The following is a 20,466-nucleotide window of genomic DNA, read 5'->3' as shown; positions in this document are numbered from 1 at the left end:
TCAGCGGCGATGGGTGCTTACCGCAACCTGGCCCGCTACCGCGGGATCGCCGACAAAGTCGGCTCCCACAAAATCGGCACCCTCAAGGTGGCCTTCCTTGAGGGTGGCTCCCACAACGGCGCTTCCTTAGTCAGTCCGCTTCGCGTGCGGTCTCGAACAGGAACCACACGCGACGCTCGGTCTCGTCGATCCAGTTCTCGATCAGGCTCGCCGTCGCGACATCGGAATACTCGTCGCACACGCCATGCGTCTCCCGCAGCGAGGCGGCCAGGGTGAGGTTGTCCTCACGCAGTTCCGCGAGCATGTCCTGCGGCGTGACGAAGTCGGCGTCGTTGTCGGAAATGCGCTGCAGACGCGCGATGTGTCCGATCGAACGGATGGTGGTGCCGCCGATCTTGCGCACGCGCTCGGCGATGTCGTCGGTGGTGGCGAAGATCTGCGACGCCTGCTCGTCGAGCAACAGGTGGAGGTCGCGGAAACGCGGGCCGGACATGTGCCAATGGAAATTCTTCGTCTTCAGGTACAGCGCGAACGTGTCGGCGAGCAACGCATTCAACGCGCCGGAGATGTCGCGCGTCGCGTCGGCACCCAGACCGGTGCGCGTGTTCAAGGCGGCCTTGCGCAGCTTCTTGGTCGCTTCGGGGTTCTTCATCGTGGCTGACTCCGCGTGGTTGGGGACCTTCCAAGGATGCTCCGATCGCGTCCGTCGCGCTTGAATGAAACGCGCTCGCGATTCAGGCCAGGGGCAGGGTCACCACCACCCTCAGCCCGGGCCCGCCCTCGCGGTCCAGGAGCTCGATGACGGCCCCGTGCAACTCGACGGCCCGCTTCACGATCGACAATCCCAGGCCATAACCCTCTCCCTGCGTGTCCACGCCGCGCTGGAACCGGGTGAACATGGCGGTGCGGCGTTCCGCCGGAATGCCGGGGCCATCGTCGGTCACCTCGATGAGGGCACCTCGTTCGACATGCCGAATCGACAATTCGACGTGCCCGCCGTGTGGCACGTGGCGGAAGGCGTTTTCCAGCAGGTTACGGATCAGCGCGCCGAGGGCGACGCCGTACCCGTTCACGAAGAGATGATCGGGCAACTCGATGCTCAATTCCGCGCCACCGGTGCCGATCACCGGTGACATTTCCTCGACCACTTCCAGCGCGAGCTCCCTGAGATCCACGCGGCTTCGCGGCCCAGACGCCGCACCGGCTTCGAGCCGGGCCAGCGCCAGCAACTGCTCGGTACGCCGTGCCAGGGAGACCAGGCATTCGCGAGCCGCTTCCAGCGCGGCCTGTGCCTCGTCCGGCTGCGCCGAGGCCATCGCATCCTCGAGGTTGATCATGGTCGAGGCCAGGGGCGTGCGCAGCTCATGGGCCACGTCCGCGCTGAACTGCCGTTCGCGCTCCAGCGCACCTTCCAGCCGTTCGATCTGGTCGTTCAACGCCAGCAGCACGGGCCTCAGTTCGAGGGGCGCGTCCGGCAGGTGGATCGGTTCGCGGCTGCCCGGCTCGCGCCGGGCCAGCGCCCCGGCCAGCGACTCGAGCGGACGCAGGCCACGTCGGATCGCCCAACCGACCAGGAGCGCCAGCACGGGCAGGCCGAGGAAGGTCGGCAGGCCGTGTTCGAGCCATAGCGCACGGGTTATCTCGTGCCGGCTGTCATAGCGCTCACCGGCCCGGATGGTCACCCCTTCCTGCTCCATGATCAGGGTGAACATGCGCCATTTGTATTTGCCTTTGTGGATGTCCTCGAAGGCGCCGTCGGCGGCGCGCGTGTTCGGTACGGCCGCCAGGTTTTCCGTGGCGAGCAGCAACGTGCCGTCCCGGTCGAACACCTGGAATCCCACCTCCGATTCGAAGGTGCGTCCCTGTACGGTCAGTTCCTGCGGGTGGTTGGACACGCTCGGAACGAGCAGGCGGGCCGAACGTTGTTCGCGCAGCTGCTCGATGCCGATGCGGCCGACCAGGACTTCCAGCGTGCGCGCGGCCTGGGCGAGCCTGCCGTCGGACAGCTCGTCCACTTCCTCGAGCGTGTGTTTCGCGCTGAGAATGCCCAGCGGCAACAACACCGCCGCCAGCACCAGGACGATCAGCACCAGCAGGCGCGAGCGCAGGCTCGGCAGGGTCATTGCGGCTCCCGCGGCACCATGTAGCCGAAACCGCGCACCGTCTGGATCGCGCCATGACTCAGCTTGCGCCGCAACGAGTGCACCAGCACCTCGAGCGCGCTGGTGCTCATCACGTTGTCCGGGCCGTAGAGCGAGTTCTCCAGCGACTCGCGGCGGACGATCCGCCCTGCCCGTTCCATCAAGGCTTGCAGCAGGGCGAACTCGCGCCGGGTGAGGTCCACGCGTTCGCCATGCCAGGTGACGTCGAAGGTGCCCAGGTCGAGGCTCAGCGCCCCGGCCTCGAGCCGGTTCACGGCCTCGCCACGCACGCGGCGCGCCAGCGAGCGGATGCGCGCGGCCAACTCGTCCAGGTGGAACGGCTTGATCAGGTAATCGTCGGCTCCCGCGTCGAGCACGCGGATGCGCGAATCCAGGGCGTCCCGCGCGGACATCACGATGACCGGCGTCTTCACCCGCAGGCGGCGCGCCTCGGTCAACACGTCCATGCCGTCCTTGCCGGGCAGGCCCAGGTCGAGCAGGACCAGGTCGGCATCGTGGTCGCGCAAGGCCCGCAGCGCCTCGTTGCCCTCGCGGAACCAGCTGACCGAATAGGCCAGCCGCTCCAGGGCCCGGCGGATGGCTTCGCCAAGCTGGACGTCGTCTTCGACAAGGATGATGTGCAAGGCGCAGCCCCGGTATCCGATAGGTGCCGATTATCCTTGCGGCGAGCTTAGCGGGTCCTTAGCCATCATGGTGGGAGCCGTTTTTGTGGGAGCCGACTTGTCGGCGATGGGTGCTTGCCTCACCCTGGCCCGCTGCCGCGGGATCGCCGACAAGTCGGCTCCCACCTCTCCATGGTCCACCCGCCTCGATCTTCCGTGACGATGCGAAAAAATCACACAATGCGGAATTCCCCCGCCGGACGGTTCCATGCTCGCGATGCCTGCACGCCTCCTCATCCTCGCCCTGATCGCGGTGACCCCGATGACGATCCACGCGAAAGACACCTGGACCACGCCCGCCGAGGCCTCCTCATTCCGCACCACGCCGTCCTACGCGGAGACCCAGGCCTTCCTGCGGCGGCTCGCCCGGGCCGCCCCGGACACGATCCGGCTGGAGACCTTCGGCACGACGCCCGAGGGCCGGCCGATGACGGTGGTGATCGCGGCGAAGGACGGCGACCTCACGCCGGAGCGGGCCCGCGCGGCGGGCAAACCGATCGTACTGCTCCAGGCGGGCATCCATCCCGGTGAGATCGAGGGCAAGGACGCCGGCCTGATGTTGCTGCGCGACTTCGCCACGATGAACCGTCTGCCCCACCTGCTCGACCATGCGGTGCTGGTCTACATCCCCGTCTACAGCGTGGACGGCCACGAGAATTCCGGGCCGTACTTCCGCATCAACCAGAACGGCCCCGCCGAGATGGGTTTCCGCGGCCAGTCGCAATACCTCAACCTCAATCGCGACTACGTCAAGGCCGACGCCCCGGAAACGCGGGCCTGGCTCACCTTGTGGAACACCTGGCGGCCCGACCTGCTGATCGACATCCACACCACCGATGGCGCCGACTACCAGTACGACCTCACCTGGTATGCCGAGGACCCGCACAAGCTCCCGCCATCGATCGCCGCCTGGCAGAAAACCGCCTACGAGGAAGGCGCGATCCCCGCCTATGAACGACTCGGTCACCTCGCTGCGCCCTATCTCGAATTCCGCGACGGGCGCGACATCACCAAGGGCATCGAGAATTTCGGCTCCGGCCCGCGCTTCTCCACCGGCTATGCCGCAATCCGCAATCGCGCCGGGCTGTTGATCGAGACGCACATGTTGAAGTCCTATGAGGTGCGTGTCCGCGCGACTTACGATGTCGTGCGCAGCGTGCTCGATCACGTGAACAAGGACCCGGCCGCCCTGCTGAAGGCATCGAGGGATGCCGACGCCTGGGCCGCCTCGCTCTCGGCGAAACCGGGCGCGACGCTGCCGGTGACCTTCAAGGAAGATCCGACACCGAAGCCATTCACGTTGAAAGGCTATGCATTCACGCAGACCCGGAGCGAGATCTCCGGTGACCTCTGGGTGCGCTACGACCCGACGGTGAAGAAGGATTACGCCATCCAGAGCTGGAACGGCCTGTTACCCGACGTGGTCGCGCCGCTGCCCGCCGCGTGGGCGATACCCGCCCAGTGGACCGACGTGATCGAACGCCTGGACGTCCATGGCATTCCGTATACCCGCACCACGACCGCCGTCCGCGTGGACGCCGAGGCGGACCAGCTCTCGCAACCGAAGTGGGCGGACAAGCCTTTCGAAGGCCATCACATGCTCAGGGACGTCGGCATCTCAACAGAGAGGGAACCCGTCGAGTTGCCCGCAGGCACCGTCATCGTCCGCTCCGACAACGCCGATGCGGTCCTCGCGCTCAACCTGCTCGACGCCCGCGCGCCAGACTCCGTGCTGCGCTGGGGCTATCTCAACGCGATTTTCGAACCGAAGGAATACGGCGAACCGCGTGTCGTGGAAGCGCTGGCGCGAAAGATGATCGCGGAAGACCCGGCGCTGAAGACAGCATTCGAAACGAGGCTCAAGAACGATCCCGCCTTCGCCGCGAGCCCGCGCGCGCGTCTCGCCTTCTTCTTCGAACGCAGCCCGTGGTACACGGCGCAGAAGGTCGGGGCGTATCCCGTGCTTCGCCTCGACGACGCGGCGTTGAAGGCGCTGGATGCCGCGCCTCCGGCGAAAACCGGAACCTGACCCCGGCAAACGGACGGCCGGGTCAGCCCACCACCTCGAAGGGACGCATCATTTCGTTGGCCTCGTGCTCGGCGAGATGGCAATGCCATGCATAACGGCCTGCGTATCCGTCGAAGGTCGCGACGATGCGCGTGACCATGCCCGGATACACCTGCACCACGTCCTTCCAGCCGCGCTCGTGCACCGGAGGCTCCTGTGCTGGTCCCACGTAGCGGATGGTCTTCTTTGCCACGTACTCGTCCACGTCGAAGGGCCGGCGGTCGAGGATCTGGAAGCGCACCAGGTGCAGGTGGATCGGGTGCGTGTCCTCGGTGAGGTTCACCAGGTTCCACGACTCCGTCGCGCCAAGCTTCACCGATTCCGTCACCGGGTCGTGCCATCGCTTGCCGTTGAGCAACATCAGCATCGGCGTGGCCACGCAATCGCTGTATTCGTCCAGCGTGAGTTCGCGGGATTTCGATGCCGACGCCTCGGTCACGCGTGGCAGGTCGCGCAGCACATCGGGAACGCGGCTGTCGTCACGCACCTGGCCTTGCCCCACCGCGAAGCGCATCAGCGGCAGCGCATCGTTCATCAGTTCCACCGAGCCACCACGCAGCGTCGCGAAATCCACGACCACGTCCATCCGTTCGCCGGGCGCCATGAAGACCGATGTCACGGTGGCCGGCGCGGCGAGCAAGCCCTGGTCGGAGCCGATGACCTGGAACGGCCGTCCATCGCGGAAGCGAAGGTGATAGAAGCGCCCGTTCGCCGCGTTCAGCACGCGCAGGCGATAACGGCGCGGCTGCACCTCCGCGCGGGGCAGGATGGCGCCGTTGACCAGGGTGAGGTTGCCGAATACTTCCGGTACCCATGGGGCCTTCGCGTCGCCGGAATCGGGGTAGTAGAGACGGCCGTCGGTGCGCAACAGGCGATCCGCGAGCACCAGCGGCAATTCCTGTTCACCCGATGGCAATCCCAGCGAGAGCTCGTGCTCGTCGCGCAACAGGTACAGGCCCATCAATCCGGCATACATGTTGAGCCGGTTGATGCCCATCGCATGGTCGTGATACCAGAGCGTCGCCGCATCCTGCGCATTCGGGTAATGGTGACGGCGGGACTTCCCGGGCACGTACCAGTCCTCTGGATAGCCATCGTCCTTGCGCGGCACCTTCGCGCCGTGGAGGTGCACGATGGCGCGTACGTCGGGCTTGTCCGCCTCCGCGCCGCAGATCGCGTGATCCACCGGGAGGAAGTGACGCGCCGGCAACGCGTTCTCCCACACCACGTCGAACGCCTGGCCACGGTGCGCTTCGATGGTGGGCCCGGGATAGTGCCCTCCATAAGTCCACAGCGTGGTCGGCGGCAGGTCGCGATGCAGCGCCTGCGTGGTCTCGGCCATGCGCACCCGCAGCGGCTTGCCGGGCTCCGGACGCAACACGGGAGGGATCGGCAACACGTCGACGAAGGGTGCGAGCCGGGTGGGATCGACCAGGCCCGGCATGCGGGTGGCATCGCCCATGGCGTGCATGCACAGGCTGTTGCCTACCTGCCCCGCCGTCGCCTGCATCGCGTGCATGTCGTGCGCGAACAGCCGCGACGGGATCCAACCCGCCGCGGCCATCCACCCCGCCGTCGTCAGGAAACGACGGCGATCAACCATGCCCACCGTTCCCGAACGGCCAGTACGGCCAGCCACCCGGATGCTTCGGCTGGCCCGTCGACTCGTCGAGGATCAGCTTGCGTTCGAACAGGCGCGGCAGGAAGAAGTCGAACATGCCGTCGAGACGGCCGGCCTGCGCATCCGTCGAGCCACCGCCGATGCGCTGGCTGGCGAGCCAGTTGTCCTCGATGAAACGGGTGATCGAACTCTGGTCGGTCACCGAATGGTCGACCATGTTCTCGCGCGCCCACGGCGAGATCACGACCAGCGGCAGGCGCGGACCGAAGCCGCAACGACCCTGTGCCGGCGTCTTGCCGTCGAGTCCCGGCAAGGTGCCGCGACCGTTGCACACGCCCGCCCCGTCGAGCGCATCGGCGCTGCCCGTGGAGGCGTTCATGCGCGGCGGTTCCTGATGGTCGTACCAGCCATCCGAATCGTCGTATGCGATCACGACCGCCGTGTCACGCCACTCGCCGCTTTGCTGGAGCGCGTTGATCACGTGCACGAGGAAGGCCTGCTCGTCGATCGGATCGGAATAACCCGCGTGACCATCCTGGTAGGCGGGTGCCTTGAGGAAGCTCACCGCAGGCAGGTTGTCCGCGTCGAGGGCGTCGTAGAAGTCCTCGATGTCGTACTGGTGGTTGGCCTGGTCGGTCTTGCCGATGGCCGCGACGGAGGAAGGACGCGCGTGCGTGGGATTGGCCGTCGAGGGGTAGTACTGGAACGGCGCGTGATGCGGACTGTAGTCGTTGGAGCTGGCGTTGGTGATCTTCGACAGCGTCCGGCGCGTGCAGCCGGTGCTGCCGTCGGTGTTGGTGCGGGTGACGTCGAAGCCGCCCTGGAACCAACCCCACGTGATATGACGGTCGTTGAGCAGGTCGCCGATGTTGCGGCCGCCCATGGTCGCCTGGTTGGCCGTGGGTGAAGAGCAGATGTCGCCGATCGGGTCGGGGTCGCCGATCATCGTGAGGCCGCCATGGCCGTCGTCGGTCTCGGCGCCGGTGCCGTTGAGGGTGGCGACGACGCCGGCGGTCTGGCCGGCGATGAGGTTCACCGCGCCCGGCGAAGACGGGCCGAAACCCGTGCCGTAGCTGTTGTCGCTCATGGCGAAGTTCTGCGCATAGTTCCACAGCGCGGTGACGGTGTTGCCGTCGTAGTAGCCCATCACCTGGCCCTTGCCTTCCTGCGAGGCATCGCCGCCCGGCAGCGCTTCGCCGCGACCGGTGTACTGCGGAAAGAGATCCATCTTGCCGCCGTCGAAGGCGCGTTGTTCCGAGGTGTACCCGTGGTCCTGATCGGCGGTGGCGGCCTGCGCGCGGGCGAGGCGGAACGGATTGATCGCGGCGTCGCCGTTGCCGGGGTTGCTCGCGGTCGGATTGGCCGTGAGCAAGGCGTGGCTGAGACCGTTCACCGGCGGCGTGAACGGCCGCGCGTAGAAGGCCGGTTCACCGCTGGGATTGGCCGCGAAGGGATAGGTACCGAAGTAGTGATCGAAGGAGACGTTCTCCTGGAAGATCACCACCAGGTGCTTGATCGGCGTGGCGGTACGCGGGTCCTTGTCGCCGTGACCGCCATGACCGAAGCCGAGTGCGCTGGACGCAGCCTCGGCGGGGGTACTGACGGCCTGCTGCGCCGCGACGATCGACGCGGCCGAAAGGGTGAGCACGCAGGCGATGCCCGCGGCCAGTAACTTGCGCATGACGGATGCTCCTCGGAGGTGGATCGACCGATTGCCTTGGGCCGCATCCCCTGTCATGCGGTCGCCGCAGCGTAGGAAGCCGGTATGACAATCCGGGGACATTCGCCGTGAGTTATTGCGAAATGTAGGGAACCATGACTTTCGTCACAGTCGGCCCTGCGTGGGGGCCGCAGCGGATATGCTGGGGAGCAACGGTGCCGGGGGCACCGTCATCGACACCATGAAAGAGGGAAATCCATGACCAAGCAGTATCTGAAGCCGCTCGCGCTGGCCCTGGCCGTCGCGCTCGCCGGCACGGCGTGCAGCAAGCACAACGATGCCGACACGGCGGTGCCCGGTGGCAACCAGCCCGCCACGCCCAGCAGCGCGGCTCCTGCCGCCGCCGGCACCACCGCGGCGGCCAAGCCTGCCGGTCCGACGTTCAATATCGCCGACCTGGACACCGGCATCGACGCGTGCAGCGACTTCAACGGCTTCGTCAACGCCAAGTGGGTCGCGGCCAATCCGATTCCCGAGGACCGCACCCGCTGGGGCGCTTTCGACCAGCTGGCCGAGAACAGCCTCAACACGCAGCACGACATCGTCGATGCCATGGACAAGGGCGCGGCCAACGCCAAGGCCGGCTCGATCGAGCAGAAGATCGGCCTGCTCTACCGTTCGGGCATGAACGAAGATGCCATCGAGAAGGCCGGCGTCGAACCGCTGAAGCCTGAACTGGCCAAGATCGACGCCCTGAAGACCTCGCAGGACATCGTCGATTTCCTCGACGCCAGCTTCAACGACGGCAATGGCTATGTGTTCGGCTTCGGCTCGGGCGCCGATTTCCAGAACGCGAAGATCCAGATCGGCTATGCGCAGCAGGACGGCCTCGGCCTGCCGACCAAGGACTACTACACCGACCCGAAGCAGGCCGAGAACCGCAAGGCCTACGTCGCGTACATCGCCAAGACCCTGACCCTCGCCGGCGTGCCGGAAGACCAGGCGAAGAAGCAGGCCGACGAGGTGATGAAGTTCGAGACCCAGCTCGCCGCCGCGTCGCTCGCGCCGGTGGAACTGCGCGCCCCGGAAAACCAGTACCACTTCGTGACCGTCGCCGAGGCCAACAAGGCCACGCCGCACTTCGACTGGCAGAAGTTCTTCGCCGCCCAGGGCGTCAACGTCGACAAGGGCTTCTCGCTGTCGCAGCCGAAGTTCTTCAAGGAGTTCGACAAGATGCTGGCCACCACGCCGGTGTCGACCTGGCAGGCCTACCTGCGTTTCCATGCCATCGACAGCGCGTCGCCTTACCTGTCCAAGGCGTTCCAGGACAACAAGTTCGACTTCTACGGCAAGACCCTCTCCGGGCAGCCGCAGCAGAAGCCGCGCTGGAAGCGCGTGCTGGGCTCGGTCAACTCGTCGATGGGCGAGGCGCTTGGCCAGCTCTACGTGGCCAAGGTGTTCCAGCCGGAAGCCAAGCAGCGTGCGAACGAACTGGTCGACAACGTGCGTAACGCCCTCAAGGCGCGCATCGAGAAGCTCGACTGGATGAGCGACGAGACCAAGCAGAAGGCCATCCAGAAGTGGAACACCTTCCTGCCCAAGATCGGCTACCCGGACAAGTGGCGCGACTGGTCGGGCCTCGACGTGAACGGTGAGAACTACTACGGCAACGTGGAAGCCGCGAGCAAGTTCAACTACCACTACGACATCGCCAAGATCGGCCAGCCGACCGACCGCCTGGAATGGGGCATGACGCCGCAGACGGTCAACGCTTACTACAACCCGACCGACAACACGATCAACTTCCCGGCCGCCATCCTGCAGCCGCCGTTCTTCGACGCCCATGGCGACGACGCGATCAACTACGGCGGCATCGGCGCGGTGATCGGCCACGAGGCCAGCCACGGCTTCGACGACGAAGGCAGCCAGTTCGACGGCGACGGCAACAACAAGAACTGGTGGACCAAGGAAGACCGCGCGAAGTTCGACGAGCGAGCCGGCAAGCTGGTGGCCCAGTTCAACGAGTACGCGCCGATCAAGGACCACCCGGACCTGCACGTCAACGGCAAGCTCACCCTGGGCGAGAACATCGCCGACCTGGGTGGCCTGAACGTGGCCTACGACGCGCTCCAGGAAGCCCTGAAGAAGAATCCGCAGGAAGCCCAGGAGAAAATCGACGGCTACACGCAGGACCAGCGCTTCTTCCTCAACTGGGCGCGCGTGTGGCGCAGCAACGTCCGCGAGAAGCAGGCGATGCTCTACCTCAACGTCGATCCGCACGCTCCCGCGTCGCTGCGCGCCATCGGCGCACCGTCGAACATGGAAGCCTTCGCCTCGGCGTTCCAGTGCAAGCCTGATGCGAAGATGATCCGTGCCGCCGACAAGCAGGTGAAGATCTGGTAACGGCGACACGCCATCGCTGATGGTGCCCAAGGCGCCGCACGCAAGTGCGGCGCCTTTTTCGTGGCGGGAGCCGACTACAACCCATTTCAATGGAAGCCTTCTGTTTCAATGAAGCCTTCTGTTGGGGGCCGACTTTGTCGGCGATCCCGCGGCAGCGGGCCAGGTCGAGTCAAGCACCCATCGCCGACAAGTCGGCTCCCACATAAGGCCGGCTCCCACACTGAACCGCCCGCTCCCACCGGGACATCTGCGGCACCTTGCATTCATGTAATTGCAAATCGTTCTCATTAAACTTACGATGTGCGTTCAGACGGGTCCCGTACCCGCGTGCGTCTCGTTCCAGGGAACGACCAGAACCCAGCCCAGCGCGTCCTGAAAGGCCGTGCGACGTTGGCGCGCGCGCGGACGAAGGCCGTTCCTCATTCGTCTTCAGACACGCAAGGGAATCTCCATGGCCTTCATCAAGAGCCGCAAGCACGCCGCCCCCGCGGTGCGCACCGTCGGTGCCGCCGTCCTGCTCAGCCTCGCCCACGGCGCCGCCGCCAGCGACGTTCCCGCCGATATCGCGGCACCGCCCCAGCAGGCCAAGGTCAACGATGCGCAGGCCCTGCCCGGCATGCAGGTGGATGCCGACCGCGGTAGCGACTACCGCGTCGACAAGGTCTCCTCGCCGAAATTCACCCAATCCCTGCTCGACACCACGCAGACCATCCAGGTGATCGGCAAGGCGCTCATCCAGCAGCAAGGCGCCACCACGTTGACCGAGGCGCTGCGCAACAGCCCGGGCGTGGGCACCTTCTTCGTCGGCGAGAACGGCTCGACCAACACCGGCGATTCGATCTACATGCGCGGTTTCGATACCTCCGGCAGCATCTTCGTCGACGGCGTGCGCGATATCGGTACCGTCTCGCGCGACGTGTTCAACATCGAGCAGGTGGAAGTGACCAAGGGCCCGGACGGCACCGAATACGGCCGCACCGCGCCGACCGGCGCCGTGAACCTGGTGACCAAGCAGCCGCTGCTGGGCAACGGCATTTCCGGGTCCGTACAGGTCGGCAGCGGCCAGCGCCGCCGCGCCACCGCCGACTGGAACCAGTCGATGGGCAACGATGCCGCGTTCCGCCTCAACGTGATGGGCCAGGACAGCGGCGTCTACGGCCGCGACCAGGTGGAAACCAATCGCTGGGGCGTGGCACCTTCGCTCGCCTTCGGCCTGGGCACGCCGACCCGGGTGTACCTGAATTACCTGCACATCAAGCAGAACAACGTGCCCGACGGCGGCGTGCCGACCATCGGCCTTCCCGGCTACAGCAGCCCTGATGCACGCGCCTTCCTCAACGACGCGGGCAAGGTCGATCCGGACAACTTCTATGGCACCGGCCAGGACCACGACCATGTCACCCAGGACATGTTCACGGTCATCGTCGAGCACGATTTCAACGAGAACCTGGCGCTGCACAACACCGCGCGCTGGGGCCGTACCACGCAGGATTACCTGCTCACGTCCTTCATGGGCTCCGCCGCGAACCTGCACACGCCCGATCCCGCCGATCCCTCGACGTGGACCATCGCGCGCAGCACGCCGACCTTCAAGCACCAGTCCAACCGCATCGCCACCAACCAGACCAACCTCACGGCGACGGTCGAATCCGGTGCGGTCACGCAGAACATCAGCACGGGCATCGAGTTGACGCAGGAGCAGGCGCGCACGATCGGCCTGGGCGCGCTCGGTGGCAGCACTTGGCCGGCTGCCAACCTCTATCATCCGTACTCCGACGTCGGCGGCCTGCGCTATGGCGAGACGGGAGCCAAGAGCGAAGGCAAGACCAACACCGCCGCGGCTTATTTCTTCGACACGCTGAAGTTCGGTGAGCATTGGCAGGTGAACGCCGGCGTGCGCCTCGACCATTACAAGACCGACTTCAACAGCCTCGTGGTCTGCGGCGCCCGCAACGGCCCCGCATGCGGACGCCTTCCCGCCGGAAGCATCGTTCCCGGCGTCGACACGAGCATCAGCGACAACCTGGTCAACTACAAGATCGGCGTGCTGTACAAGCCGACGGCGAACGGCAGCATCTACGTCAACTTCGCGCAGTCGCAGGAGCCACCGGGTGGCAACACGCTCACGCTGTCTTCCTCGGCCAACAGCGCGGACAACCCGAACTTCGATCCGCAGAAGGCACGCACCGCCGAGATCGGCACGAAATGGGATCTTCTCGGCGAGAAGCTGCTCCTCACCGCCGCGCTGTATCGCACGACGGTCACCAACGAATTGACCCAGGACCCGACCGACCTCCTCTACTACCAGGTCGGCAAGAAGCGCGTGCAAGGCATCGAGATCTCGGCCCTGGGCAAGCTCACCGAAAACTGGGCGGTCAGCGCCGGCTTCACCACCATGGATGCCACGGTGGAAAAGGGCACGGGCGTCACGGCCAACGGCTCCGACGACCTGGCCTATACGCCTAAGAAGGCGTTCACCGCCTGGACCACCTACCACCTGCCCTTCGACCTCACCATCGGTGGCGGTGCGCGTTATTCCGGCGAATTGCAGCGCGGGACCGATGGCGCGATCGGCACGCCGGCCTACACCAAGGCGTACTGGGTGTTCGATGCGATGGCGAGCTACCCGGTGAACAAGCACTTCGACATCCAGCTCAACGTCTACAACCTGTTCGACAAGGAATACGTCGCCGCCATCAACAAGAGCGGCTACCGCTACACTCCGGGTACGCCGCGATCGGCGATGCTGACCGCCAACGTGCGTTTCTGATCGACCGGAGGAAGGCCACCATGCTGATGCACATCCCGGAAGTCCTGGACAAGGAACAGGTCGCCGGGATACGCGCGGCACTGGAAGGCGCCGAGTGGACCGACGGGCGACAGACCGTCGGTCCACAAGGTGCGAAGGTCAAGCGCAACCTGCAACTGCCCGACGCGTCGCCGTTACGGCGCGAGCTGGGCGACAAGGTGGTGGCCGCATTGAATCGCCATCCGCTTTACCACGCCGCCGCACTGCCGCTGCGCACGCTGTCGCCGCGCTTCAACCGCTACGAAGGTGGCGGCGAATATGGCTTCCATATCGATGGCGCCGTCATGTCGACCGGTGCCGGCGACACGCATGTCCGCAGCGATATCTCCTGCACGCTCTTCCTCAGCGAGCCGGAGGAATACGACGGCGGTGAGTTGATCGTCAGCGACACCTACGGCGAGCACGAGGTGAAGCTGCCGGCCGGCGACGCGATCGTCTACCCCTCCTCCAGCCTGCATCGGGTCACCCCCGTCACGCGCGGCGCACGCATCGCCTCCTTCTTCTGGGTGCAGAGCATGGTGCGCGACGATGGTGGGCGGCGTCTGCTGCTGGAACTGGACACCGCCATCCGCACGCTTTCGGCCAGCGGTGCCGACCAGGCGTCGATCCTGCAATTGACGGGCGTCTACCACAACTTGTTGCGGCGCTGGGCGGAGACCTGAGCCCCGGTTTCACGACGAGGTAGGCACGGGGGCCTCGCGGGCGGATAATTGGCGCCCCCTCGATGTCTCGGCTTCCCAAACGCATGTTCCAACCCGGTCAACGCTGGATATCCACCGCCGAGCCTGAGCTCGGACTCGGCACCATTCTCCGCGTCGAAGGACGCAGCGTGCAGGTACTCTTCGCCAAGTCGGGCGTCCTGCGTCCTTATGCGGCGGATAGTGCGCCCCTGATCCGCGCGGAGTTCCGGGCCGGTCAACGTGTTTCCGGCAAGGGCATCGCCTTCCTCGTCGAGCGCATCGAGGAACGCGAGGGCCTGTTCATCTATCGTGGCGAAGGCCGCGAACTGGAAGAAGGCCAACTCGACGACGAACAAGCGTTGTCCCAGGCGGATGACCGCCTGATCGGCGGCCGCACCGATCCCAACGACCGCTTCGACCTGCGCCTGGAAGCCTTGCGCCGGCGCGCCGATGCGCGCCGTTCCGCCGCATGGGGCCTGGAGTCCGCCCGCATCGGGCTGGTCCCGCACCAGCTGCGCGTGGCCGGCATCGCCTCCGCACGACGTCCGCCCCGTGTCCTGCTCGCCGATGAAGTAGGCCTGGGCAAGACGATCGAGGCCGGCATGATCCTGGCCCGGCAACTCGCCGCCGGACGCGCCGGACGCGTGCTCGTCCTGCTGCCTGAAACCCTGGTCTACCAGTGGTTCGTGGAACTGCTTCGCCGCTTCAACCTCTCGTTCTCGATCTTCGACGAAGAACGCTGCGAAGCCATCGAGCAGGCCAGCGACGGCCGCAATCCGTTCGAGGACGAACAGCTGGTCATTTCCGATTTCGCCTTCCTCGAATCGTCGCCGCGCCGTGCCGCCCAGCTCGTGGAAGCGGGATGGGACCTCGTCGTGGTCGACGAGGCGCACCATCTCGAATGGACGCCGGAAGGCGCCAGCCCGCGCTATCGCCTGGTGGAGGAACTGGCCTCGGCGACGCCGGGAGTGATCCTGCTCACCGCCACGCCGGAACAGTTGGGCCGGGCCGGTCATTTCGCCCGCTTGCGCCTGCTCGATCCGCAGCGCTACGCCAACCTCGAGGCCTACCTCGCCGAATCGGCGGGTTATGGCCCCTTGTCCGACGCCGCCAGCGCGCTGGCGGAAGGCAAGCCGTTGAACGACGAACAGCGCGCCTTGCTCGCCGACCGCTTCAAGGGCGACCGCGAACTGCTCGCCCTGCTCGGCCGCGCCGACGCGACCGGTGAGCTTCTCGCCGCCCTGATCGACCGCCATGGCACCGGCCGCGCGATGTTCCGCAACCGGCGAGCCGGCATCGGCGGCTTTCCCCGCCGCACGCCCGAGTTGCTGGTCATCGATCCGGACACGCTCGACGCGGGCCGTCGCGATGCCCTGCTGGCGGAATTCCGTTCGGATATCCAGCAACCGCCCGCCGCGCTGGAGTTCGACTATGCCGACGATCCGCGCCTTACGGCGCTGATCGGCCTGCTCGAATCGCATCCCGCGGACAAATTCCTGCTCATCTGCCGCAGCCAGGCCAAGGTGATGGCGATCGAGGACGCGTTGCGCACCCGGAGTGGTGTCGGCGTGGCCCGGTTCCACGAGGGCCTGGGTATCGTCCAGCGCGACCGCAATGCCGCCTTCTTCGCCCAACCCGATGGCGCGCGCCTGCTGCTCTGCTCGGAAATCGGTTCGGAAGGACGCAATTTCCAGTTCGCCCATCGCCTGGTCATGTGGGACCTGCCGCTGGACCCGGACCTGCTCGAACAACGCATCGGCCGCCTCGACCGCATCGGCCAGAAACACGACATCGTCGTTCATGTCCCCGTCGTGGGACAGAGCGCGCAACATGTACTCGCACGCTGGTACGACGAAGGCCTCGACGCATTCCGCAGCAGCCCCGCCGACGGGCGCGAACTGCTCCGCCGCTTCGGCCCCCTGCTGGCGACGCTCGCCGACGAACATGCCCGGGAAGACGACGACCGCGACCAGGAACTGGACGCGCTGGTCGCCGAGACGCGCGGTGCGCACGAAGAACTTTCCGCGTTGATCCACGCGGGGCGCGACCACCTGCTCGAACTCGCCGCCAGCCGCGACCCGCACGCCGATGACCTCGCGACCAGCTTCGCCGCCGAGGACAAGGACCCGGCGCGCGACGCGTTCATCCAGCGCCTGTTCGAAACCTATGGCGTGCACGCCGAGGAACTGGCCGCCGACATCGTGCTGCTCGATCCGCAATACCTCTCCACCGACGGCCTTCCCGGCTTCGCCGATGGTCCGGTCTCGGTGACGTTCTCCCGCGAGCTGGCGCTCGCGCGCGAAGAGCTCCCCCTGCTACGCCTGGACCACCCGATGGTGCTGGCCGCGGTGGACCTGCTCGTCTCCGGCGAGGATGGCAACGCCGCTTTCCTCGTCGACGATGCCCTGCCCGTGCGAACCGCGTTGCTGCAAACGGTGTTCGTGCTGGAGATCGTGGCCGAACGCACGCTCGATGCAGGTCGCTTCCTGCCGGCGACGCCGCTGATGCTCACCGTGGACACCAAGCTGGGTGAACGCGCGTCGTTCCGGCCGAGCGACGTCGCGCTACGTCGCGCCTCGGACCGGAACATCGAGGTGCCACGCTACCGCAAGTTCCTGTCCAAACTCGTCCCGCCGATGCTCGAACGCGCGCAGGACCTGGCGGAGGCGCGTGCGGAAGTGCTCAAGGCCGAGGCGCTCGAGGCCGCGCGGCACGAACTGGATGCGGAACACGCCCGCCTGGTCGCGTTGCACGCGGTGAATCCGTCGATCAAGGATGAGGAGGTCGACGCCATCGCCACCGAACGCGACGCCCTGCTCGCCGCGATACCCGAAGCGAGATTGCGCCTGGACGCCGTCCGCTTCGTGGTCAGTCCGGATTTCCTCGCGCTGCGCTGAACCTAGAACCGATGGCGTGGCGGCGGCCTGACGCCCCACGCCCAGAGCAGCACCAGCCCGGCCGCGAGACCACCCAGGTGGGCGAAATGAGCGACACCGGACAACGTGCCGGTGACGCCGAAAACCAATTCGGCGACACCGTAAAGGGTGACGAAGAGCCAGGCCGGGATACCGATCGGGATCGGGATCAACATCAGCTTCTCGCGCGGGAACAGCATCGCGAACGCACCGAGCAAGCCGAACACGGCACCGGACGCACCCACCGTCGGATACATGCGGTCGGGCTCGAACAGGTACACCACCGCCAGCTGCGCCACCGCGGCGGCGACCAGGCACACGAAGTAATAGATCGTGAAACGCCGCGTGCCCATCACCCGCTCGATCAGGCCGCCGAACATGTACAAGGCGTACATGTTCAACACGATGTGCATCACGTTGCCATGCATGAAGCCGTAGGTGATCAGCTGCCACGGCCGGAAACCGATACCCGCCACGCCGCCCGCGCCGAGGTCGACGGCGATGTCGTGGCCGACCGGCCACAAGGCGAACCAGCGCGTCAGCGCAAGCGTGTCCTGGTCTTGCAAGAGGTATTGCAGGGCGAACACCAGCACGTTCGCGATCAGCAGGTTCCGGGTCACCGGTGGCAGGTTGGTCGGCATCGGCGCGGCGTCAGGAAGCGAACGGCGTGGGTTGGAGGATCTCGATCCAGTACTGGTCGGGATCGCGGATGAAGGCGATATGGCGCATGCGACCGTCGCTCAGCCGCTTCTGGAAGGTGACGCCGAGCGCCTCGAAGCGCGCGCACGCGGCTTCCACGTCGGGCACGCTCACGCAGAGGTGGCCGAATCCGCGCGGCTCGCTGTTTCCGTTGTGGTACGCGAAGGACGGGTCGTTTTCCGTGCCATGGTTGTGCGTCAACTCGAGCACGCCCGGCTGCCGCAGCACCCACTCCTTTCGCGCATCGTCGTCATCGGGAATCACACCCTGGTCGCCGACCAGCACGAGATAGACGATGGTGAACGCCGCCTCCGCGAACACGCTCTTGTACACGGGGGTGAAGCCCAGCACGCGGGTGTAGAAATCCAGCGACACGTCGAGGTCGCGCACGCGGATCATCGTATGGTTGAACACATAGCCATGGGTCGCCGCGTCGGGCGTGGCGGTAACGCCGGGGAGCGACGTGAGGTCGGAGAGCGGCATGAGGGGATTCCTTGGGACAGGTCCCAAGGGTGGCTGCGCCGGCGCCGCAATTCAAGCGGCGGAGCGGGCGGTGTCAGACGCTCCGCAGGTTCCGGCGGTCCAGCGAGAGCAAGAGCAGCACCGCCGCGAGCGCCGCGTAGGCCGCAACGAACTGCCACACCAATGATCGCGACGCCGCATCCAGCGTCCACGGCAGGTAGACCGACCCGATCGGCTGCACCGAATGGATCAATCCGCATGCGGTGAGCAAGCCACCCAGAGCGACGATGCCCGCCGCCTTGCGCACATGCCCGTCGATCATCGCCACCACGAAGCTGGCCCAGATCATCGAGGTGATGATGAAGCCGTTGCCGAGGATCACGATCACCGCCATGGCCGATACCCCGTGCGTGCCGTCGGCATACAAGGCGGCGAAATGCGCCGGATCGACGATGGAAGGATCGCCGAGCTTGATCGCGACCATGCGTGCGATCGCCGGAAAGAAGCTGAAGACCACGGCGCCGGCATAGCGCAACGGCGTCGCTTCGAAGGCCTGCGTGGTGATGCCGATCGAGACGAAGACGAGGATCGGCGCCAGCACGGCCACAGGCAGCAACTCGACGAGATTGGAGAGGTACCCGAATACCCCGCCCAACCCGATGACCAGGCCGGTGACCAGGGTATATCCGGTGCGTGCACCCATCGCCTTGTATGCGGGCTGCCCGATGTACGGCGTGGTTTGCGCCACGCCGCCGCAGATGCCCGCCACGAGCGTGGCGAGCGCCTCGACCAGCAGGATGTCGCGCGTGGGATAGTCGTCACCCGCCGCACGGGCGCTCTCGGTGACATTGATGCCACCGACCACCATCAATAGCCCGAACGGCAGGATCAACGGCAGGTACGGCAGCGTCGCCGGCAGGCCCTGCACGAAGCCCAGGTTCGGCAACGGGAAGCCCAGGCGCCATTGCCATCCGGCGGGCGCGTGGTAGCCGGTTCCAAGCAACCCGGCGGGACCCAGCCCGTAGTAGAGGATCACGCCAACCAGGAATGCGCCGAGCACGCCGGGCATGCCGAACGGCAACCGCCGTTTCGCGATCAGGGCATAGAGCACGATACCGAGGCCGGCGAATCCCACCACCGGCACGCGCAGGATCTCCACCAGCGGCAGGAAACCCATCAGCACCAGCGCGATACCCGCGATCGATCCGAGCAAGCCAGCTCGTGGCACCGTCCGCTGCACCCACGCACCGAAGAACGAGAGGACGAACTTGAGCACGCCCATCACGACCAGCGAGGCCATGCCCAGGCGCCAGGTAGCCTCCCCCGCCGCCACTGCATCCATGCCCGCCTGCCGGTAGCCGGCGAATGCCGGTCCCAGCACGAGCAGGGCCATGCCGATCGTGGTGGGCGCGTCGATACCCAGCGGCATGGCGGTGACATCCTGCCGGCCCGTGCGCGCGGCCAGGCGATGCGCCATCCACGTATAGGCCAGGTTGCCAAGCAGCACGCCCAGCGCCGTGCCGGGAAACATTCGGCGGAAGACGAGATCGGCCGGCATGCCGAAGATGCCGATCAGCGCCGTGGCCATGAACGCCAGCAAGGAGAGGTTGTCGACGACCAGGCCGAGGACACCGTTGAGGTCGCCACCACCGAAGCGGCGCCGCGAAGCCATGGGCGCGGCCATCAGAACGACACGTCCGCGGGCTGGGTCACGCGCAGCACCGACTGGTCGCCGGTCTTCGCCTTCCAGGCGGCGCGGATCGCGTCCACCGCCGCGCGTTGCGCGGGAGCGTCGGCGTAAAGGAGGACGACGAGCTTCGAACGCAGGCGTTCCGGCTGCGATTGATTCACACCCTGCCACTGCCCGTAGGCGTCGATAACGGTCAACCCACTCGGGAAGCGCGGCGTCACCTCCTTATCGAGAAAGGCCCGCCAGGCGGCTTCGTCCACGCCATCCTGGCCGCCGGCTCGCCCGAGGCCGAAGTAAAGCTCGGTGCGCACCCATCCCTGCGTGCTTCCCGGATGCGCCGCATCGCCACCGAGCGTGGCGCCGCTCGCATTCGGCCCCATGTGCGTGGCGCAACCCGCCGAAGCGAGCAACGAGGTGGCCAGGAACAAACCGGCAAGCAGCTTCATGCGAACCCCTAGGAATGACATCGAACGGACGTCCATACGGCCAGGCGTCCAGCTAGCGGTACAGCGTACACCAGGGACGGGCTCGGCTTCGCCCTCGCGTTGGGGGGTGGTGGAGCAGAGCCGTCGGCCGCCACCCTCGTCGCTCCGGTTGCACCGTCGCTCGGGAAGGGAAGCCGCTGCGCGGCCGTG

Annotated in this window: 14 protein-coding genes; 5 read left to right on the top strand and 9 right to left on the bottom strand. The window is 66.3% G+C overall.

What is annotated here, in order from left to right; translation table 11 throughout:
- Window positions 1-130: 130 nt before the first annotated feature.
- The 3 genes from AB6730_RS17045 to AB6730_RS17035 form a co-directional block, all read right to left on the bottom strand.
- Window positions 131-652, bottom strand: coding sequence for a Dps family protein (locus AB6730_RS17045; protein ID WP_371024796.1), 522 nt, complete (start codon window positions 650-652; stop codon window positions 131-133).
- Window positions 653-734: 82 nt separating this feature from the next.
- Entirely contained in the window at window positions 735-2,123 is a 1,389-nt protein-coding gene (locus AB6730_RS17040; RefSeq protein ID WP_371024795.1) for an ATP-binding protein, read from the bottom strand.
- Window positions 2,120-2,785, bottom strand: coding sequence for a response regulator (locus AB6730_RS17035; protein WP_371024794.1), 666 nt, complete (start codon window positions 2,783-2,785; stop codon window positions 2,120-2,122). Before AB6730_RS17035 ends, AB6730_RS17040 begins: the two co-directional genes overlap by 4 nt.
- Window positions 2,786-3,032: 247 nt before the next feature.
- Here AB6730_RS17035 and AB6730_RS17030 point away from each other — a divergent pair, with 247 nt between their 5' ends.
- Complete coding sequence (locus AB6730_RS17030; RefSeq protein ID WP_371024793.1) at window positions 3,033-4,853, top strand: M14 family metallopeptidase; 1,821 nt, start codon at window positions 3,033-3,035, stop codon at window positions 4,851-4,853.
- Between the two features lie 22 nt (window positions 4,854-4,875).
- Here the strand turns inward: AB6730_RS17030 and AB6730_RS17025 are convergent, their stop codons facing one another.
- Both AB6730_RS17025 and AB6730_RS17020 read right to left on the bottom strand, forming a co-directional pair.
- Entirely contained in the window at window positions 4,876-6,495 is a 1,620-nt protein-coding gene (locus tag AB6730_RS17025; protein ID WP_371024792.1) for a multicopper oxidase family protein, read from the bottom strand.
- Window positions 6,488-8,194, bottom strand: coding sequence for a phospholipase C (locus AB6730_RS17020; protein ID WP_371024791.1), 1,707 nt, complete (start codon window positions 8,192-8,194; stop codon window positions 6,488-6,490). The genes AB6730_RS17025 and AB6730_RS17020 overlap by 8 nt, the downstream gene beginning before the upstream one ends.
- Before the next feature lie 237 nt (window positions 8,195-8,431).
- On the opposite strand from AB6730_RS17020, the gene AB6730_RS17015 reads away from it, so the two are divergent.
- From AB6730_RS17015 to rapA, 4 genes are all read left to right on the top strand, one after another.
- Window positions 8,432-10,576 carry a M13 family metallopeptidase gene (locus tag AB6730_RS17015; RefSeq protein ID WP_371024790.1) on the top strand — a complete coding sequence of 715 codons (2,145 nt, stop codon included), beginning with the start codon at window positions 8,432-8,434 and terminating at the stop codon, window positions 10,574-10,576.
- 451 nt (window positions 10,577-11,027) lie between these two features.
- The gene (locus tag AB6730_RS17010) at window positions 11,028-13,346 is read left to right on the top strand and encodes a catecholate siderophore receptor Fiu (RefSeq protein WP_371024789.1); all 2,319 of its coding nucleotides are present in this window, start codon (window positions 11,028-11,030) and stop codon (window positions 13,344-13,346) included.
- Window positions 13,347-13,366: 20 nt separating this feature from the next.
- Entirely contained in the window at window positions 13,367-14,047 is a 681-nt protein-coding gene (locus tag AB6730_RS17005; RefSeq protein ID WP_371024788.1) for a Fe2+-dependent dioxygenase, read from the top strand.
- Between the two features lie 83 nt (window positions 14,048-14,130).
- On the top strand, window positions 14,131-16,962 hold the full coding sequence (rapA, locus tag AB6730_RS17000) for an RNA polymerase-associated protein RapA (protein ID WP_371024787.1): 2,832 nt from the start codon (window positions 14,131-14,133) through the stop codon (window positions 16,960-16,962).
- A gap of 2 nt (window positions 16,963-16,964) precedes the next feature.
- Here the strand turns inward: rapA and AB6730_RS16995 are convergent, their stop codons facing one another.
- The 4 genes from AB6730_RS16995 to AB6730_RS16980 form a co-directional block, all read right to left on the bottom strand.
- Window positions 16,965-17,621: a rhomboid family intramembrane serine protease gene (locus tag AB6730_RS16995; protein ID WP_371024786.1), complete on the bottom strand. Its 657-nt coding sequence runs from the start codon at window positions 17,619-17,621 to the stop codon at window positions 16,965-16,967.
- Between the two features lie 10 nt (window positions 17,622-17,631).
- The gene (gene gloA / locus AB6730_RS16990) at window positions 17,632-18,162 is read right to left on the bottom strand and encodes a lactoylglutathione lyase (protein ID WP_371024785.1); all 531 of its coding nucleotides are present in this window, start codon (window positions 18,160-18,162) and stop codon (window positions 17,632-17,634) included.
- Between the two features lie 73 nt (window positions 18,163-18,235).
- Window positions 18,236-19,825, bottom strand: a complete 1,590-nt coding sequence (locus AB6730_RS16985) for a hypothetical protein (RefSeq protein WP_371024784.1) — start codon at window positions 19,823-19,825, stop codon at window positions 18,236-18,238.
- Window positions 19,825-20,277, bottom strand: a complete 453-nt coding sequence (locus AB6730_RS16980) for a DUF3574 domain-containing protein (protein ID WP_371024783.1) — start codon at window positions 20,275-20,277, stop codon at window positions 19,825-19,827. Before AB6730_RS16980 ends, AB6730_RS16985 begins: the two co-directional genes overlap by 1 nt.
- Window positions 20,278-20,466: the final 189 nt, after the last annotated feature.

The organism is Luteibacter sp. RCC_6_2, assembly GCF_041360655.1.
Lineage (GTDB): Bacteria > Pseudomonadota > Gammaproteobacteria > Xanthomonadales > Rhodanobacteraceae > Luteibacter.
The sequence above is the reverse complement of the archived record's forward strand: the minus strand, read 5'-3'. Positions and strand labels throughout refer to the sequence as shown.

What these genes read in the sequence shown, in the direction of transcription:
- AB6730_RS17045 (WP_371024796.1), bottom strand. Translation starts at nt 652, where the DNA reads ATGAAGAACCCCGAAGCGACCAAGAAGCTGCGCAAGGCCGCCTTGAAC.
- AB6730_RS17040 (WP_371024795.1), bottom strand. Translation starts at nt 2,123, where the DNA reads ATGACCCTGCCGAGCCTGCGCTCGCGCCTGCTGGTGCTGATCGTCCTG.
- AB6730_RS17030 (WP_371024793.1), top strand. Translation starts at nt 3,033, where the DNA reads ATGCTCGCGATGCCTGCACGCCTCCTCATCCTCGCCCTGATCGCGGTG.
- AB6730_RS17025 (WP_371024792.1), bottom strand. Translation starts at nt 6,495, where the DNA reads ATGGTTGATCGCCGTCGTTTCCTGACGACGGCGGGGTGGATGGCCGCG.
- AB6730_RS17020 (WP_371024791.1), bottom strand. Translation starts at nt 8,194, where the DNA reads ATGCGCAAGTTACTGGCCGCGGGCATCGCCTGCGTGCTCACCCTTTCG.
- AB6730_RS17015 (WP_371024790.1), top strand. Translation starts at nt 8,432, where the DNA reads ATGACCAAGCAGTATCTGAAGCCGCTCGCGCTGGCCCTGGCCGTCGCG.
- AB6730_RS17010 (WP_371024789.1), top strand. Translation starts at nt 11,028, where the DNA reads ATGGCCTTCATCAAGAGCCGCAAGCACGCCGCCCCCGCGGTGCGCACC.
- AB6730_RS17005 (WP_371024788.1), top strand. Translation starts at nt 13,367, where the DNA reads ATGCTGATGCACATCCCGGAAGTCCTGGACAAGGAACAGGTCGCCGGG.
- rapA (WP_371024787.1), top strand. Translation starts at nt 14,131, where the DNA reads ATGTTCCAACCCGGTCAACGCTGGATATCCACCGCCGAGCCTGAGCTC.
- AB6730_RS16995 (WP_371024786.1), bottom strand. Translation starts at nt 17,621, where the DNA reads ATGCCGACCAACCTGCCACCGGTGACCCGGAACCTGCTGATCGCGAAC.
- gloA (WP_371024785.1), bottom strand. Translation starts at nt 18,162, where the DNA reads ATGCCGCTCTCCGACCTCACGTCGCTCCCCGGCGTTACCGCCACGCCC.
- AB6730_RS16985 (WP_371024784.1), bottom strand. Translation starts at nt 19,825, where the DNA reads ATGGCCGCGCCCATGGCTTCGCGGCGCCGCTTCGGTGGTGGCGACCTC.
- AB6730_RS16980 (WP_371024783.1), bottom strand. Translation starts at nt 20,277, where the DNA reads ATGAAGCTGCTTGCCGGTTTGTTCCTGGCCACCTCGTTGCTCGCTTCG.